This is a genomic window from Rhodococcus sp. OK611 (assembly GCF_003050885.1).
Classification (GTDB): domain Bacteria; phylum Actinomycetota; class Actinomycetes; order Mycobacteriales; family Mycobacteriaceae; genus Rhodococcus_G; species Rhodococcus_G oryzae.
In genome coordinates, this window is record NZ_QAOZ01000004.1 from 254,108 (window position 1) to 266,739 (window position 12,632).

At 69.6% G+C, this 12,632-nt stretch carries 14 protein-coding genes; 4 read left to right on the forward strand and 10 right to left on the reverse strand.

Annotated elements, in window-relative coordinates:
• Positions 1-11 precede the first annotated feature (11 nt).
• A complete protein-coding gene (locus C8K38_RS06800) occupies positions 12-800 on the forward strand; it encodes an SGNH/GDSL hydrolase family protein (protein WP_097210533.1) in 789 nt (262 codons plus the stop codon).
• 140 nt (positions 801-940) lie between these two features.
• Here the strand turns inward: C8K38_RS06800 and C8K38_RS06805 are convergent, their stop codons facing one another.
• From C8K38_RS06805 to pcaH, 6 genes are read right to left on the reverse strand one after another with little or no spacing between them, the layout of a single operon-like run.
• Positions 941-2,152, reverse strand: coding sequence for an acetyl-CoA C-acetyltransferase (locus C8K38_RS06805; RefSeq protein ID WP_097210534.1), 1,212 nt, complete (start codon positions 2,150-2,152; stop codon positions 941-943).
• A 22-nt stretch (positions 2,153-2,174) separates the two neighbouring features.
• Entirely contained in the window at positions 2,175-2,987 is an 813-nt protein-coding gene (locus C8K38_RS06810; RefSeq protein ID WP_097210535.1) for an IclR family transcriptional regulator, read from the reverse strand.
• Positions 2,988-2,989: 2 nt separating this feature from the next.
• Positions 2,990-4,165: a bifunctional 3-oxoadipate enol-lactonase/4-carboxymuconolactone decarboxylase PcaDC gene (gene pcaDC, locus C8K38_RS06815; protein ID WP_097210536.1), complete on the reverse strand. Its 1,176-nt coding sequence runs from the start codon at positions 4,163-4,165 to the stop codon at positions 2,990-2,992.
• On the reverse strand, positions 4,162-5,502 hold the full coding sequence (locus C8K38_RS06820; protein ID WP_097210537.1) for a lyase family protein: 1,341 nt from the start codon (positions 5,500-5,502) through the stop codon (positions 4,162-4,164). Before C8K38_RS06820 ends, pcaDC begins: the two co-directional genes overlap by 4 nt.
• 13 nt (positions 5,503-5,515) lie before the next feature.
• The gene (pcaG, locus tag C8K38_RS06825) at positions 5,516-6,163 is read right to left on the reverse strand and encodes a protocatechuate 3,4-dioxygenase subunit alpha (RefSeq protein WP_097210538.1); all 648 of its coding nucleotides are present in this window, start codon (positions 6,161-6,163) and stop codon (positions 5,516-5,518) included.
• Positions 6,156-6,878: a protocatechuate 3,4-dioxygenase subunit beta gene (pcaH, locus tag C8K38_RS06830; protein WP_097210539.1), complete on the reverse strand. Its 723-nt coding sequence runs from the start codon at positions 6,876-6,878 to the stop codon at positions 6,156-6,158. Before pcaH ends, pcaG begins: the two co-directional genes overlap by 8 nt.
• Before the next feature lie 201 nt (positions 6,879-7,079).
• On the opposite strand from pcaH, the gene C8K38_RS06835 reads away from it, so the two are divergent.
• Positions 7,080-7,826: a CoA transferase subunit A gene (locus tag C8K38_RS06835; protein ID WP_097210670.1), complete on the forward strand. Its 747-nt coding sequence runs from the start codon at positions 7,080-7,082 to the stop codon at positions 7,824-7,826.
• Positions 7,823-8,470, forward strand: coding sequence for a CoA transferase subunit B (locus C8K38_RS06840; RefSeq protein WP_097210540.1), 648 nt, complete (start codon positions 7,823-7,825; stop codon positions 8,468-8,470). The genes C8K38_RS06835 and C8K38_RS06840 overlap by 4 nt, the downstream gene beginning before the upstream one ends.
• Positions 8,471-8,495: 25 nt before the next feature.
• Here the strand turns inward: C8K38_RS06840 and C8K38_RS06845 are convergent, their stop codons facing one another.
• Genes C8K38_RS06845 through cofD form a run of 3 tightly spaced genes read right to left on the reverse strand, consistent with a single transcriptional unit; the run spans position 8,496 to position 11,355 of the window.
• Positions 8,496-9,044 carry an NUDIX hydrolase gene (locus tag C8K38_RS06845; RefSeq protein WP_097210541.1) on the reverse strand — a complete coding sequence of 183 codons (549 nt, stop codon included), beginning with the start codon at positions 9,042-9,044 and terminating at the stop codon, positions 8,496-8,498.
• A complete protein-coding gene (locus C8K38_RS06850) occupies positions 9,041-10,384 on the reverse strand; it encodes a coenzyme F420-0:L-glutamate ligase (protein ID WP_097210542.1) in 1,344 nt (447 codons plus the stop codon). Before C8K38_RS06850 ends, C8K38_RS06845 begins: the two co-directional genes overlap by 4 nt.
• The gene (cofD, locus tag C8K38_RS27540; protein WP_097210543.1) at positions 10,381-11,355 is read right to left on the reverse strand and encodes a 2-phospho-L-lactate transferase; all 975 of its coding nucleotides are present in this window, start codon (positions 11,353-11,355) and stop codon (positions 10,381-10,383) included. The genes C8K38_RS06850 and cofD overlap by 4 nt, the downstream gene beginning before the upstream one ends.
• A gap of 475 nt (positions 11,356-11,830) precedes the next feature.
• Between cofD and C8K38_RS06860 the strand changes: the two genes are divergently transcribed.
• Positions 11,831-12,064 (forward strand): WhiB family transcriptional regulator, encoded by a 234-nt coding sequence (locus C8K38_RS06860; RefSeq protein WP_179800471.1) that lies wholly within the window; start codon positions 11,831-11,833, stop codon positions 12,062-12,064.
• A 29-nt stretch (positions 12,065-12,093) separates the two neighbouring features.
• Here C8K38_RS06860 and C8K38_RS06865 read toward each other — a convergent pair whose 3' ends face one another.
• Positions 12,094-12,588 (reverse strand): metallopeptidase family protein, encoded by a 495-nt coding sequence (locus tag C8K38_RS06865; protein ID WP_077041018.1) that lies wholly within the window; start codon positions 12,586-12,588, stop codon positions 12,094-12,096.
• Between the last annotated feature and the right edge of the window lie 44 nt (positions 12,589-12,632).

The window sequence follows — 12,632 nt, forward strand, 5'->3', positions numbered from 1 at the left end:
AAATCTATGCGATGAATTCGCCGGAACCTGTCTTCAATCGTTACGTCGCCCTCGGGGATTCGTTCACGGAGGGGCTCGGCGATCACGACCCGGCGCGGCCGAACGGGCTGCGGGGCTGGGCGGATCGCGTCGCCGAGCAGCTCGCGGGCAAGAGCGAGGACTTCCGGTACGCCAACCTCGCGGTCCGCGGAAAGCTGCTGGGGCAGATCATCGACGACCAGGTCGATCAGGCGCTCGCCCTTGGGCCGGATCTGGTCACGATCTACGGCGGCGGGAACGACCTGATGCGTCCGTCGGTGGACATCGACGCGATGGTGGACCGCTACGACGAGGCGATCGGCAAGCTCACCGCGAGCGGGGCGACGGTGGCGTTGTGGACGGCATACGACGCGGGGTGGTCGGCCGTGTTCGGCAAGATCCGCGGGCGCATCGCGATCTACAACGAACTGGTCCGCGAGGTCGCGGACCGGCACGGTGCGGTGGTTGTCGATTTCTGGCGGTTCGACGGCTACGACGACGAACGGATGTGGGACTGGGACCGCCTGCACATGTCGACTGCCGGGCATCATCGGATGGCGGTCGAGACCCTCGATGCGCTCGGTGTCAGCCACGAGCTCGAGGGGCCAGATCTGGGGCCGGCTCCGGTGCTGAGCAAGGCCGAGCGGCGTCGGGTGAACTACATCTGGACCAAGGACTTCGTCGGGCCGTGGATCGGGCGCCGACTGACCGGAAAGTCCTCGGGTGACACCGTGGCGGCGAGACGTCCTGTGTTGGAGTCGATCTCTGCACAGGGCCTCTGACACAGGCTGCACAAGGGCCGACCGGGAATCCCGGTCGGCCCTTGTGGATGCCTGATCCGCTGTCGCCGGGTTCGCTCTTGGTGCACCGAAATGGCCGGTCCCGGACGAGGACCAGCCATTTCGTCTGTCTGTGCTCGGTGTCAGGCGATCCGCTCGAACACCGCCGCCAAACCCTGACCGCCACCGATGCACATCGTCTCGAGGCCGTAGCGAGCCTCGCGACGGTCCATCTCGCGCAGCAACGTCGCGAGGATGCGGGCGCCGGTCGCGCCGACCGGGTGGCCGAGGGAGATGCCCGAGCCGTTGGGGTTCAGGCGCGGGTCGTCGGCCTCGAGGTCCCACGTGCGCAGGACGGCGAGGGCCTGCGCGGCGAACGCCTCGTTGAGCTCGATGACGTCCATGTCGGACAGCGACAGGCCCAGGCGGCTCAGCGCCTTCTCGGTGGACGGCACCGGCCCGATGCCCATCGTCCGCGGCGGCACACCGGCCACCGCCCAGCTGGCGAGCCGGGCGAGCGGACGCAGCCCGAGGGCCTTGGCCCTCTCCGGCGTGGTGACGATCGCGATTGCGGCGCCGTCGTTCTGGCCGCTGGCGTTGCCTGCGGTGACGGTGGAGTCGGGGTCGACCTTGCCGCGGATCGGGCGCAGCTTCGCGAGCGACTCGACGGTGGTGTCGGCTCGCGGGTGCTCGTCGGTGTCGACCATCAGGGCGTCGCCCTTGCGCTGCGGCACCGCGACCGGGACGATCTCCTGCGCGAAGACGCCGCTGCGCTGCGCGGCGACGGCCCGCTGGTGGGACGCCACGGCGAGCGCGTCCTGGTCCGCGCGGCTGATGGAGAACTCGGCGCGCAGGTTCTCGGCGGTCTCGATCATGCCGCCGGGCACCGGGTGGTTCCGTCCGCCGGCGGTGACGCGGGCCCGGGCCAGCCGGTCGTTGAGGGCCAGCGACTCGCCGCGGACGCCGTAACGCATTCCGGTGGCGTAGAACTCGGCCTGGCTCATCGACTCGACACCGCCCGCGAGGACGAGGTCGCTGCCGCCGGACTGCACCTGCATCACGGCCTGGATGATCGCCTGCAGCCCGGAGCCGCAGCGGCGGTCCACCTGCAGGCCCGGAACGTCCACGCCGAGACCGGCATTGAGGGCCGCGATCCGGCCGATCGCGGGTGCCTCGCCGCCGGGGGAGGCCTGGCCGAGGATCACGTCGTCGATGTCGGCTCCGGAGATGCCGGTGCGTGTGACGAGTTCGGTGATCACGGTGGCCGCGAGGTCCTCGGGGGCGATGTCGCGGAACACGCCGCCGAATCGGCCGACGGGGGTGCGGAGGGGTTCGCAGATGACTGCGTCGGGCATGGTTACTTCCTTGCAGAGATGGTCAATGCTGGGTGCGGACGAGATCGGCCGAGATGGCCTCCGCGGCGGCGACGGCGGCGGGAACGAGGGTGTTGTACACGTCCTCGATCGAGTACCGCGCCGCCTGCGTCGAAATGTTCACGGAGGCAACGACTGTGCCCGAGCGGTCGCGAATGGGGGCGGCGAGTGAGCGCAGGCCCTCCTCGAGTTCCTGGTCCACCACGCAGTAGCCGTCCGCGCGTACCTGCTCGAGTTCGGTGCGGAGCATGTCCGGGGTGTCGATGGTGCGGCCGGTGAGGGGTGTCAGCGTCACCCGCGCGAGGTACTCGTCGAGTTCGGGCTTGTTCAGCCCCGCGAGCAGGACTCGGCCCATCGAGGTGGCGAAGGCGGGAAAGCGGGTACCGATGTTGATGGATACGGTCATGATGCGGCTGACCGGGACCCGGGCCACGTACACCACGTCGTCCTGGTCGAGGATCGAGACCGACGTCGATTCGCGGACCTGCTCGGACAACGCCTCGAGATGAGGTCCGGCGATCTCGGGCAGCGACAGGCTCGACAGGAAGCTGTAGCCGAGCTCGAGCACTCGCGGAGTCAGCCAGAACACCGAACCGTCGGTGCGGATGTAGCCGAGTTCGGCGAGCGTCAGCAGGAACCGGCGTGCGGTCGCCCGCGTCAGGTCGGTGTGCTTGGCGACCTCGCTCAGGGTGCGCCGCGGATGGTCGGCGTCGAACGCCTTGATGACGGACAGTCCTCGCGCGAGCGACTGCACGTAGTCGGGCGACGCCCCGATCGGTTCGGTCCCGGTCGAAGTCGTCTCGCTCGAGTTGCTCACTGTCAGGTACTCCCCTCGGTGGCCCCCGCCAGGTCGGCGAGAGCCTGCTTCCCGAGCGCGAACGCACGGTTGCTGTTCGGCACACCCGCGTACACCGCGGTATGGAGGAATACTTCCACGAGCTGTTCGGGGTCCATGCCCGCCCGGAGGGCGGCCCGGATGTGCAGGTCGAGCTCGTGCTCGTTGCCGACGGCGGTGAGGATCGCGAGGGTCAGCAGCCGGCGGGTGGAGTGGTCGAGACCCTCGCGGGCCCAGATGTCACCCCATGCGGTGCGGGTGATGAAGTCCTGGAACGGCTCGGTGAACGCTGTGCTGGAGCCGATCGCGCGGTCCACGTGGGCATCGCCGAGAACCGAACGGCGCACCGACATTCCGACGTCGTGGACGGAGCGGCGGGCCACACCCACCGGGGTCGACGCCGCGATGTGGGCCTCGATCAGGCGGGTCACCGCGCCTGCCTGCTCGACGTTCGCCAGGTGCGCGCCGGGGGACAGCACGTGGAACTGGGCCCCCGCGATGCCGTCGGCGACGGTCCGCAGCGCGGACGGCGGAGTGGGGCCGTCCTGCTCGGCCGCGATCACCAGCGTGGGCGCCGCGATGCGGGCCAGGTCGGTGCGGCCGTCCCACTGGGAGAGGGCCTCGCAGCACGCGGCGTACCCCTCGTCGGAGGTGCCGGAGACCATCGCGACGTGGCGGGCCACCAGTTCCGGATCACGCTGCGCCAGTTCGGGGGTGAACCAGCGGCCGACGATGGACTCCGCGATGGACGCGACGCCGTCGGCGCGGACGGTGGCCGCGCGATCGAGCCATGGCTGGGCCGGCGCGAACTGCGCGGCCGTGCACAGCAGGGTCAGGGTCTGCACGCGCTGCGGGTGGTGCGCCGCAAGCCACTGCCCGACCGCCCCCCCGAGAGACAGGCCCACGAGGTGCGCCGCGTCGAGGCCGAGCGTGTCGAGCAGCGCGATGACGTCGCAGCCCAGGTCGGCGATCGTGTACGGGCCCGCGGGGGCCGGCGAGCCGCCGTGGCCGCGGTGGTCGACGGCGATCACGTGTGTGCGGTTCGATAGTGCACGGACCTGTGGATCCCACATGTGCAGATCCGAGCCGAGCGAGCCGAGCAGCAGCACCGGCGGCGCGGTCGGGTCGCCGTGGCGTTCGTAGTGCAGGTCCACGGTCATGCGGGTCCTCCGGTGGTTCGGGCGGGCCGGAAAGCGAGGGCACGGTCGACGAGGTCGACGGCGTGGCCGAGGTAGTTCGAGGGATCGAGCAGGTCGCGCAGTTCGTCGGCGGACAGGTGCGCGGTGATCTCGGGGGCACGGTCGAGCGGGATCCCGGATGCCGCCGCGGCGGTGACGATCTCGCGCGCCGAGTCGGTGTGCGCGGAAAGGGCTCCGGTGACCCGCTCGGCAAGGATCAGCCCGCCGGTGATGTCGAGGTTGCGGGCCATCGAGTCGGCGTGGACGTGCAGTCCGCTGAGGCTCGACGCCAACTGGTGTGCCGCCCCGCCCGCCAGGCGGAGCAGGTCGGTGACCGTCTCCCACTCGGCGTGCCACGCGCCCGCGGCCCGGGCGAACTCGTGGTCCATCGACGACAGGACGGTCGAGACCAGGCCGGGCGCCCGGCGGGCGGCGGCACGTGCGGTGATGGCCGCCACCGGATTCTGTTTGTGCGGCATGGCCGACGAGCCGCCGGGCGCGTCCTCGGCGACCTCGTCGAACTCGGTTGAGGCCATCGCGATGATGTCGGTGGCGGGCTTGGCGACCGCGCCCGCGGCCACGCCGAGCGCGGCCGCGAGGGCCGCGACCGGAGTGCGGGTGGTGTGCCACGGCGCCACCTGCCGCGCCAGGCCGAGTTCGTCGGCGAGGGCGTCGGCCATGTCGAGGCCGTGCGGGTGGACGGCGGCGAGAGTGCCTGCCGCGCCACCGAACTGGACGGGCAGCGCGGACAGGGCCCGCTCGAGCTGGGCGGCCGCGTCGTCGAGGCCGGTGAACCACGACACCGCGAGCGCGCCGAAGGTGGTGGGCAGGGCCTGCTGCCCGAGCGTGCGCGCGACCATCGGGGTGGCGCGGTGCGCTCGCGCGAGTTCGGCACCGGAGGTCGCCGCCGCCCGCATTCCGGCGAGCACGATGTGACCCGCCCTGCGTGCGATCAGCATCAGCGCCGAGTCCATCACGTCCTGGCTGGTGGCGCCGACGTGAACGGCCGACGCGGGCACCCCCTCGTCGGCGCAGGCCGCCCGCAGGATCTTCAGCAACGGGATGACGGGGTTGCCGCCGGCAGCGGACCTGCGGCCGAGGTCGGCGATGTCGAGTGTGCCGGGCACGGCGAGCCCGGTCGCGACGGCCGTGACGGTCGAGGCGTGCTCGACCGTCACCAGGTCCACGGTCGAGGCGGCCCGTGACAGGGCCGCCTCGACCGTGAGCAGTGCGACCACCCACGCGTGATCCGAGACCTCCTCGGCGACAGCGGAGCCGCCGAAGACAGGATCGAACAGTGCACCGCGGGTGTGTGTCACGCCAGGCTCCTGATCACAGCTCGAAGAACGGCGTCTCGACGCCCTCGGGATCGCTGTCCTGAACATAGACCGTGAGGCTGTAGCCGTCGTCGGTCTTGTTCGCGATCAGCTTCGGCCGCTGTGACTCGGGCAGCGACGTCAACACCGGGTCGACGGCATGCGCATCGGTGTCCTCCGGGAAGTACAGCCGGGTGTACAGGCGCTCGAGAATGCCGCGGGCGAAGACACCGACGTTGACGTGCGGGGCCTCGACGGCGCCGTTCTCGGCGGGCAGTGGACCCGGCTTGACGGTGTGGACCACAGCGGTACCGCTCTCGTCCGCCCCGGCCCGCCCGAAGCCGCGGAACCCGGCGGGCGTCGGCTCGGCCGCGCCGCGCGGGTCGTCGGCGTGGGCGAATCGGCCCGCCGCGTCGGCCTGCCACGTCTCGATCATCGCGTCCGCGACCGGCGTGCGGGCGCCGTCGATGACGGTGACGCGCAGCGTGATCCGGTTCGGGGTGCCCTCGGGGGCGGCGTCGGGGCCGTCCGCCCACGGCAGGCCGATGTGCCAGTACGGGCCCACCGTCTGCGACGGGGTGACGCCGAACTCGGCGGTGGTGAAGTCGCCAGGGGTGACCTCGTAGGTCGGTGCACCGGAGTTCTTGGGGGAAGTGTCAGTCATCGTGATCCTCGTCGTCCTCGAACGGGGTGGCGTCGCGTCCGCGCAGGACGATGTCGAAACGGAAGCCAAGGGCCCAGTCGGCCACGGTCGCGTCGTAGTCGAAGACGCTGACCATGCGGTGCCGGGCGGCGGCGGGGACCGCGTTGTAGATCGGGTCCTGGAAGAACAGCGGGTCGTCCGGGAAGTACATCTGCGTCACCAGGCGCTGCGTGAACGCCTGGCCGAACAGCGAGAAATGGATGTGCGACGGGCGCCACGCGTTGTCGTGGTTGCGCCACGGGTACGCGCCCGGCTTGACCGTCGTGAACGTGTAGTGGCCGTCGGCGTCGGTGACACACCGGCCGATGCCGTCGAAGTGCGGGTCGAGCGGCGCGGGCCAGTTGTCGCCGATGTGCCGGTACCGGCCGCCTGCGTTCGCCTGCCACACCTCGAGCAGTGTGTTCGGGACGGGCTTGCCGCCCGAGTCGAGGACCCGGCCGTGCACCACGATGCGCTGCCCCTGGGCCTCGCCGCCGTTGGCGATGGTCAGGTCGGCGTCGCCGGGCTGGACTCGGTCCTCGCCGAACACGGGTCCGGTGACCTCGCCGAGGCGCTGCGGGATCAGCTTGAGGGGCTGCCGGGGGCTGCGCAGCGCGGTGGTCTTGTAGTCGGCAAAGTCCGGCGGCGCATTCACGTCGGCGCCGATCGGCCGGTATTGCGGGGGCAGATGAAGCATGTGACGACCTCGTGTGGGGACGGTCCGGGTGAGGGGCACCGAGTCTTGTTCGGCCTTCCCTGTTCGGAATGTGGACGAAGTTACGTTATGCGAACAACCGTAGTGCGTTCCGCGGGCGCGATCAACGGCCCGTGCCCAAATTGTTCGCAATGCGGACGGGGGTTCATATTACGCACGAACCGTCGTATGCTGGCTCGCATGATGGACAAAGTCATTGCCACGGCGGCCGAGGCCGTCGCAGACGTGCCCGACGGCGCGACGATCGCGGTCGGCGGGTTCGGCCTGGTAGGAGTGCCGGAGATCCTCATCAACGCGCTGCTGGAACAGGGCGCGACGGATCTCGAGACGGTGAGCAACAACTGCGGCACCGACGGCTTCGGCCTCGGTGTGCTGCTCGAGCAGGGCCGGATCCGCCGGACCGTCAGCTCGTACGTGGGCGACAACAAGGAGTTCGCCCGGCAGTACCTCTCCGGTGAACTCGAGGTGGAGCTGACGCCGCAGGGCACCCTCGCCGAGCGGCTGCGCGCCGGCGGCGCCGGCATCCCCGCGTTCTTCACCCCGGCCGGCGTCGGCACCCAGGTCGCGGACGGAGGCCTGCCCCGCCGCTACGACGGCAACGGTGGCATCGCCGTCGCGAGCCCGGCCAAGGAGACCCGCGAGTTCGACGGGCAGACGTACGTCATGGAGCGGGGCATCGTCGCCGACTACGCCCTCGTCCACGCGTGGAAGGGTGACCGCCACGGCAACCTCGTCTTCCGCCGCAGCGCCCGCAACTTCAACCCCCCGGCCGCCGCGTCGGGCCGGATCACCATCGCGCAGGTCGAGCACCTCGTCGAGCCGGGCGAGCTGGATCCCGACCAGATCCACACCCCTGGCATCCACGTGCAGCGCGTCGTGCACGTGGGCAAGGTCACTGTCGGAATCGAGAAGCGAACGGTGCGAGCATGACTCAGACGATTGTGCAGAAGCTGACCCGCGAGCAGATGGCCGCGCGGGTGGCGCAGGAACTCTCCGACGGGCAGTACGTCAACCTCGGCATCGGTATGCCGACGCTGGTGCCGAACTACATCTCCGAGGACATCACGGTGGTCCTGCATTCGGAGAACGGCATCCTGGGTGTGGGCCCGTACCCCACCGAGGACGAACTCGACCCCGAGCTGATCAATGCCGGCAAGGAGACCGTCACCGTCCTGCCGGGTGCGTCGTACTTCGACTCGTCGCAGTCGTTCGGCATGATCCGCGGCGGCCAGGTGGACGTCGCGGTGCTGGGCGCGATGCAGGTCAGTGCCAAGGGTGACCTCGCCAACTGGATGATCCCCGGCCACATGGTCAAGGGCATGGGCGGCGCGATGGACCTCGTCCACGGCGCCAAGCGCGTCATCGTGATGATGGAGCACGTCTCCAAGAAGGGCGAGTCGAAGATCCTCGACGAGTGCGCCCTGCCGCTCACCGGCAAGGCGTGCGTACAGCGGATCATCACCGACATGGCCGTCCTCGACGTCACCGACGAGGGCCTGCGCCTGGTCGAGACCGCGCCCGGCATCAGCGTCGACGACGTCGTCGCCGCCACCGCCGCGACGCTGCTGCTCTAGCGTCGCCGCCGGCCGGCGGACGGGCTCAGCGCCCGTTCGCCAGCCGGACCAGGTGGTCGATCGTCTCCTTCTCGGCGCCGTCGGGCAGGTCGTCGACCGGCCACCACCGCAGGTCCTGCGACTCGTCACTGCGCACCGGCATGGCGCCCACCTCGGCCCACACCAGGAATCTCAGGTCCAGGTGCCGGGTGGGCACCCCGAGCGAGCAGGTGATGGGGTGGGTGTGCGCCGACAGCAGCAACGGATCGATCCGCAGGCCCGCGATCCCGGACTCCTCCGTGGCCTCCCGCAGTGCCGCGCCGACGACCGTCTCGTCGGCTGCCTCGCAGTGCCCGCCGAGCTGGATCCAGCGGCCCACCCGCGGATGCAGGGTGAGCAGCACCTGGCGCCGGTCCTCGCTGAGTACCAGCGACGACGCGGTGATGTGGCCGGGGGCGTGCTCGCGCAGGCAACCCAGCGGCGCCGAGTCGAGGAACGTGAGCATGGTGTGCCGCAACGACTCGTCGGCAGCGTTCGGTGTCTGCCAGCCCAGCAACGCCTCGCGCGCCGAACGGTGCAGGGACTGAGCACTCACATTTCCACCAGCAGGTCTCCGGGCTCGCTCGGTACGCGAGGCGCGAGGGGCTCGAGAGGATGCCCGACGGCGATGGCGCCGAGGGCCTGCCAATCCGCGCGCAAGCCGAGTTCGGCCCGGACGAGGTCCGCCGCGAAGATGGTCGAACCGATCCAGCAGCTACCGATTCCCTTGGTGGCCAACGACACCAGCAGCCCCTGCACGGCGGCGCCCGCGGCGACGGTGAACATCGTCTGTTCGGACCTGGTCCTGGCCTCGTCGGGGTAGCGGTGCGCGCCCTCGGGCACGCAGAAGGGGATCACCAGCTCCGGCGCCTCGAACAGGATGTTGCCGCGGTCGAGCCGCGCGTTGATCTTCTCCAGGCTCAGCCCGTCCGCGGTGAGATCCGAGCGCCACTGCTCCCGCATCGCGTTCAGCAGGCGCCTGCGGGTCGCGGCCGTGCGGATCCACACGAACCGCACCGGGCGGGTGTGGTGCGGTGCCGGGGCCGTCAGGGCCTCCGCGATCGCATCCCGAAGGGACTGCGGATCAATCGATTCGGTGGAGAACTCGCGCACCGAGCGACGCAGCAGCAGGGCTTCGTGGCGGCCGCGCTCCACTGCCTCGTTGGAGCCGAGCCAGAACAGGTCTTCCTCGCCCGGCCGCACCAGGTCCCGCGCCACCGAACCGTCGTCCGCGAACTCGAACCCGCGGACCACGGCGATCGGTACGCTCCCGACTTTGCCCTTTACCAGATCGCCCGCCGCCGCGAGCTCGTCCGCGACCGCCACCTCCGTCACGTAGAGCTCGTTGCCCTGCGCATCGACCGATCCCGCGTAGCCGTGCAGCACCGGTAGTCCCGATGCGCCGATCGCGGCGTCCGTCTGGCCGACCCGCCACGCCCGTCCCATGGTGTCGGTGATGACCACGGCGACGCTCACGCCCAGTAGTTCGGCCAACCGTTCACGCAACTGCCGAGCGCTCGCATCGGGGTCTTCCGGCAGTAGCGCCAGCTCCGCCGGGTCCACATTCGATCCGTCGATGCCGGACGCCGCCTGGATGATGCCCAGCCTGTTCTCGGTGATCAGGGTGCGGCCCCTGCGGGCCACGACCCGGACCGCTTCCTGATCCACCAGGCGTCGGCGAACGGCATCGCGTTCGTCGGGATCGGTGGGGGAGGCCACGATTCGGCCCTCGACCTTGGAGACGACCTTGCTCGTGACGACCAGTACGTCGCCGTCCACCAGCCACGGCGCCTGAGCCGCGATCGCAGCGGCCAGGTCATCGCCCGGCCGGAACTCGGGAAGTCCTGGCACGGGGAGGATCTCGATGGAACCGCCGGCTCCGTGATCGCCGTTCACACCGTGATCCCGGCCAGGCGCAGCGCGGCCCGCGCCATCTCCGCCGTCGTCTCCGGGTCGGTCATCAGCAGCGGGACCGCCTCGACCTGGACTCCGGGAACCTGCGCGGTGTCGGTCTCGTGGACGAGCCAGCCGTCCAGGATCCCGGTGTCCGAGCGGGCGCCGTAGTAGCGGCCGATCGCCTCGGCGGTGGTCTCCACGCCGATCACCTCCAGGCATTCGTCGGCCATGCCGCGCAACGGCTTTCCGTCGATGACGGGCGACAGGCCCACGACCTTTGCCTTGCCGGTTCGCAGCGCGCCGCGGATCCCGGGCACCGCGAGAATGGCGCCGACGCTGACCACCGGGTTGGAGGGTGCAAGAAGCACCGCGTCCGCGTTCTCGATCGCATCGATGACCCCGGGTGCAGGCGTGGCCTTGTCGGCACCGACGTGCACGAAGCTGTGCGTCGGTACCTGGGCGCGGTGGCGGACCCACCATTCCTGGAAATGGATCGCCCGCTGCTCGTTGTCGGCCGGATCGGTGATGACCACATGGGTTTCGCTGCGGTCGTCGGTCACCGGGAGCAGTTGCACCCCGGGTTGCCAGCGATTGCACAGCGCCTCGGTGACCGCCGACAGTGGATAGCCGGTGCGCAGCATCTGGGTCCGGATGAGGTGTGTGGCGATGTCGCGGTCGCCGAGACCGAACCAGTCCGGCTTCGCGCCGTAGGCCGCGAGTTCCTCTTTCGCGTTCCAGGTTTCGCCGACGTGACCCCAACCCCGCTCGGGGTCGATGCCGCCGCCGAGCGTGTACATACAGGTGTCCAGGTCGGGGCAGATGCGCAGGCCGTGCATCCAGACGTCGTCTCCGACATTCACGACCGCGGTGATCTCGTGTGCGCCCGCGGCATCCGGTTCTCCGAGCAGGCTCCGCACACCTTGCAGGAAACGGGCTCCGCCGACGCCGCCGACCAATACTGTGACTCTCACAGCTCAAGAGCCTAGGCGTCCTGCGCCGGTGCAGCCGACTTGCACCGGTCGATCGGTGACAGCCGGTGCGACACGCTGGTGACGCGCACGAATGCGTCGTCGAGGCGATTCCGCCGTGTGTGGTGGTAAGGGGAATTGCCCAACAGCTTGACCCCAGCGCTCGGTGCCGTGTCTAATCACAGGTATGTCATTCAACCTTCGCCACCCGAGATCAGTTGTGGCGAACCTTGATTCGAACGTTCGTTCGGAGTGGATGACATTGTCGGGGAACGAAAGTGACCGGAATTTTCTGCGCAATCCAAGGTGAGGAGGCGGAACGATGCCCAACCAGTACGAGGGATCACGACTTCTGAGCGCGCTTGATTACGAACCGCAGACCGATTTCACAGCGAACGCAGTGGAGGGTGTTGGCGAACTTTTGGGGGAGAGGGAGCCGGTACGGCCTCAGCTGAGCCTGGTCACCGGATTTGATGAGATGTTCGAGAACATCGAAGATCAGTGGCAGGAGCGCGCCCTGTGCGCTCAGACCGATCCCGAGGCATTCTTCCCCGAGAAGGGTGGCTCGACCCGCGAGGCAAAGCGAATCTGCCTCGGTTGCGAGGTTCGCGACGAGTGCCTCGAGTACGCGCTCTCCAATGACGAGCGATTCGGAATCTGGGGGGGACTCTCGGAGCGCGAGCGTCGTCGGCTCAAGCGCGGAATCGTCTAGAGCCGGATCCTTTACGGATCAAGTACTTTTCAGTCCTCGGGGTCTTCACCGAGCTCCGGGTCGATCACTTCAGGGTCGACTCCGAGGTAGGTGGCGACCTGCCGGACCAACACCTCGTTCAACAGATCGACGAGATCTTCCTGACGCTTGGCGCGCAATTCGAGGGGCCGGCGGAACAGGACCAGTCGCGCTCTCGTGGCGGCGCCGTGCCGGTCAACGCCTGCCGGTACCAGTCGCGAGAGCGGCACCGGTCCCTCCGCCACCACCTCCGGCGGCCAGGTGACCGAATCGGGGTCGAGCGCGCGGATCTTCGGCACCTCGTCGACGGCGATGTCGAGCTTGGTGATCCGATCGTGCCAGCGGGCGTCGATCGGGGCGAACGCCTCCAGGACCAGCATGTCGAACTTCTCCGCCCGGCTGCGCCATGCGGGCACACTCGCCGGGAGCACCGGTCCGCGGATACCGCGTCCCCGTCGAGCGGCCGATCGGGAGGTCAACGGTCGTCCGTGTCGGGCTCTGCGCATGAAGGTCAATCCTACCGACACCCATCGGCTTCCGGTGTGTCCGA

Coding starts and splice junctions, on each gene's coding strand:
- C8K38_RS06800 (WP_097210533.1), top strand. CDS start 12: ATGAATTCGCCGGAACCTGTCTTCAATCGTTACGTCGCCCTCGGGGAT.
- C8K38_RS06805 (WP_097210534.1), bottom strand. CDS start 2,152: ATGCCCGACGCAGTCATCTGCGAACCCCTCCGCACCCCCGTCGGCCGA.
- pcaDC (WP_097210536.1), bottom strand. CDS start 4,165: ATGACCGTGGACCTGCACTACGAACGCCACGGCGACCCGACCGCGCCG.
- pcaG (WP_097210538.1), bottom strand. CDS start 6,163: ATGACTGACACTTCCCCCAAGAACTCCGGTGCACCGACCTACGAGGTC.
- pcaH (WP_097210539.1), bottom strand. CDS start 6,878: ATGCTTCATCTGCCCCCGCAATACCGGCCGATCGGCGCCGACGTGAAT.
- C8K38_RS06835 (WP_097210670.1), top strand. CDS start 7,080: ATGGACAAAGTCATTGCCACGGCGGCCGAGGCCGTCGCAGACGTGCCC.
- C8K38_RS06840 (WP_097210540.1), top strand. CDS start 7,823: ATGACTCAGACGATTGTGCAGAAGCTGACCCGCGAGCAGATGGCCGCG.
- C8K38_RS06860 (WP_179800471.1), top strand. CDS start 11,831: ATGTTCGAGAACATCGAAGATCAGTGGCAGGAGCGCGCCCTGTGCGCT.
- C8K38_RS06865 (WP_077041018.1), bottom strand. CDS start 12,588: ATGCGCAGAGCCCGACACGGACGACCGTTGACCTCCCGATCGGCCGCT.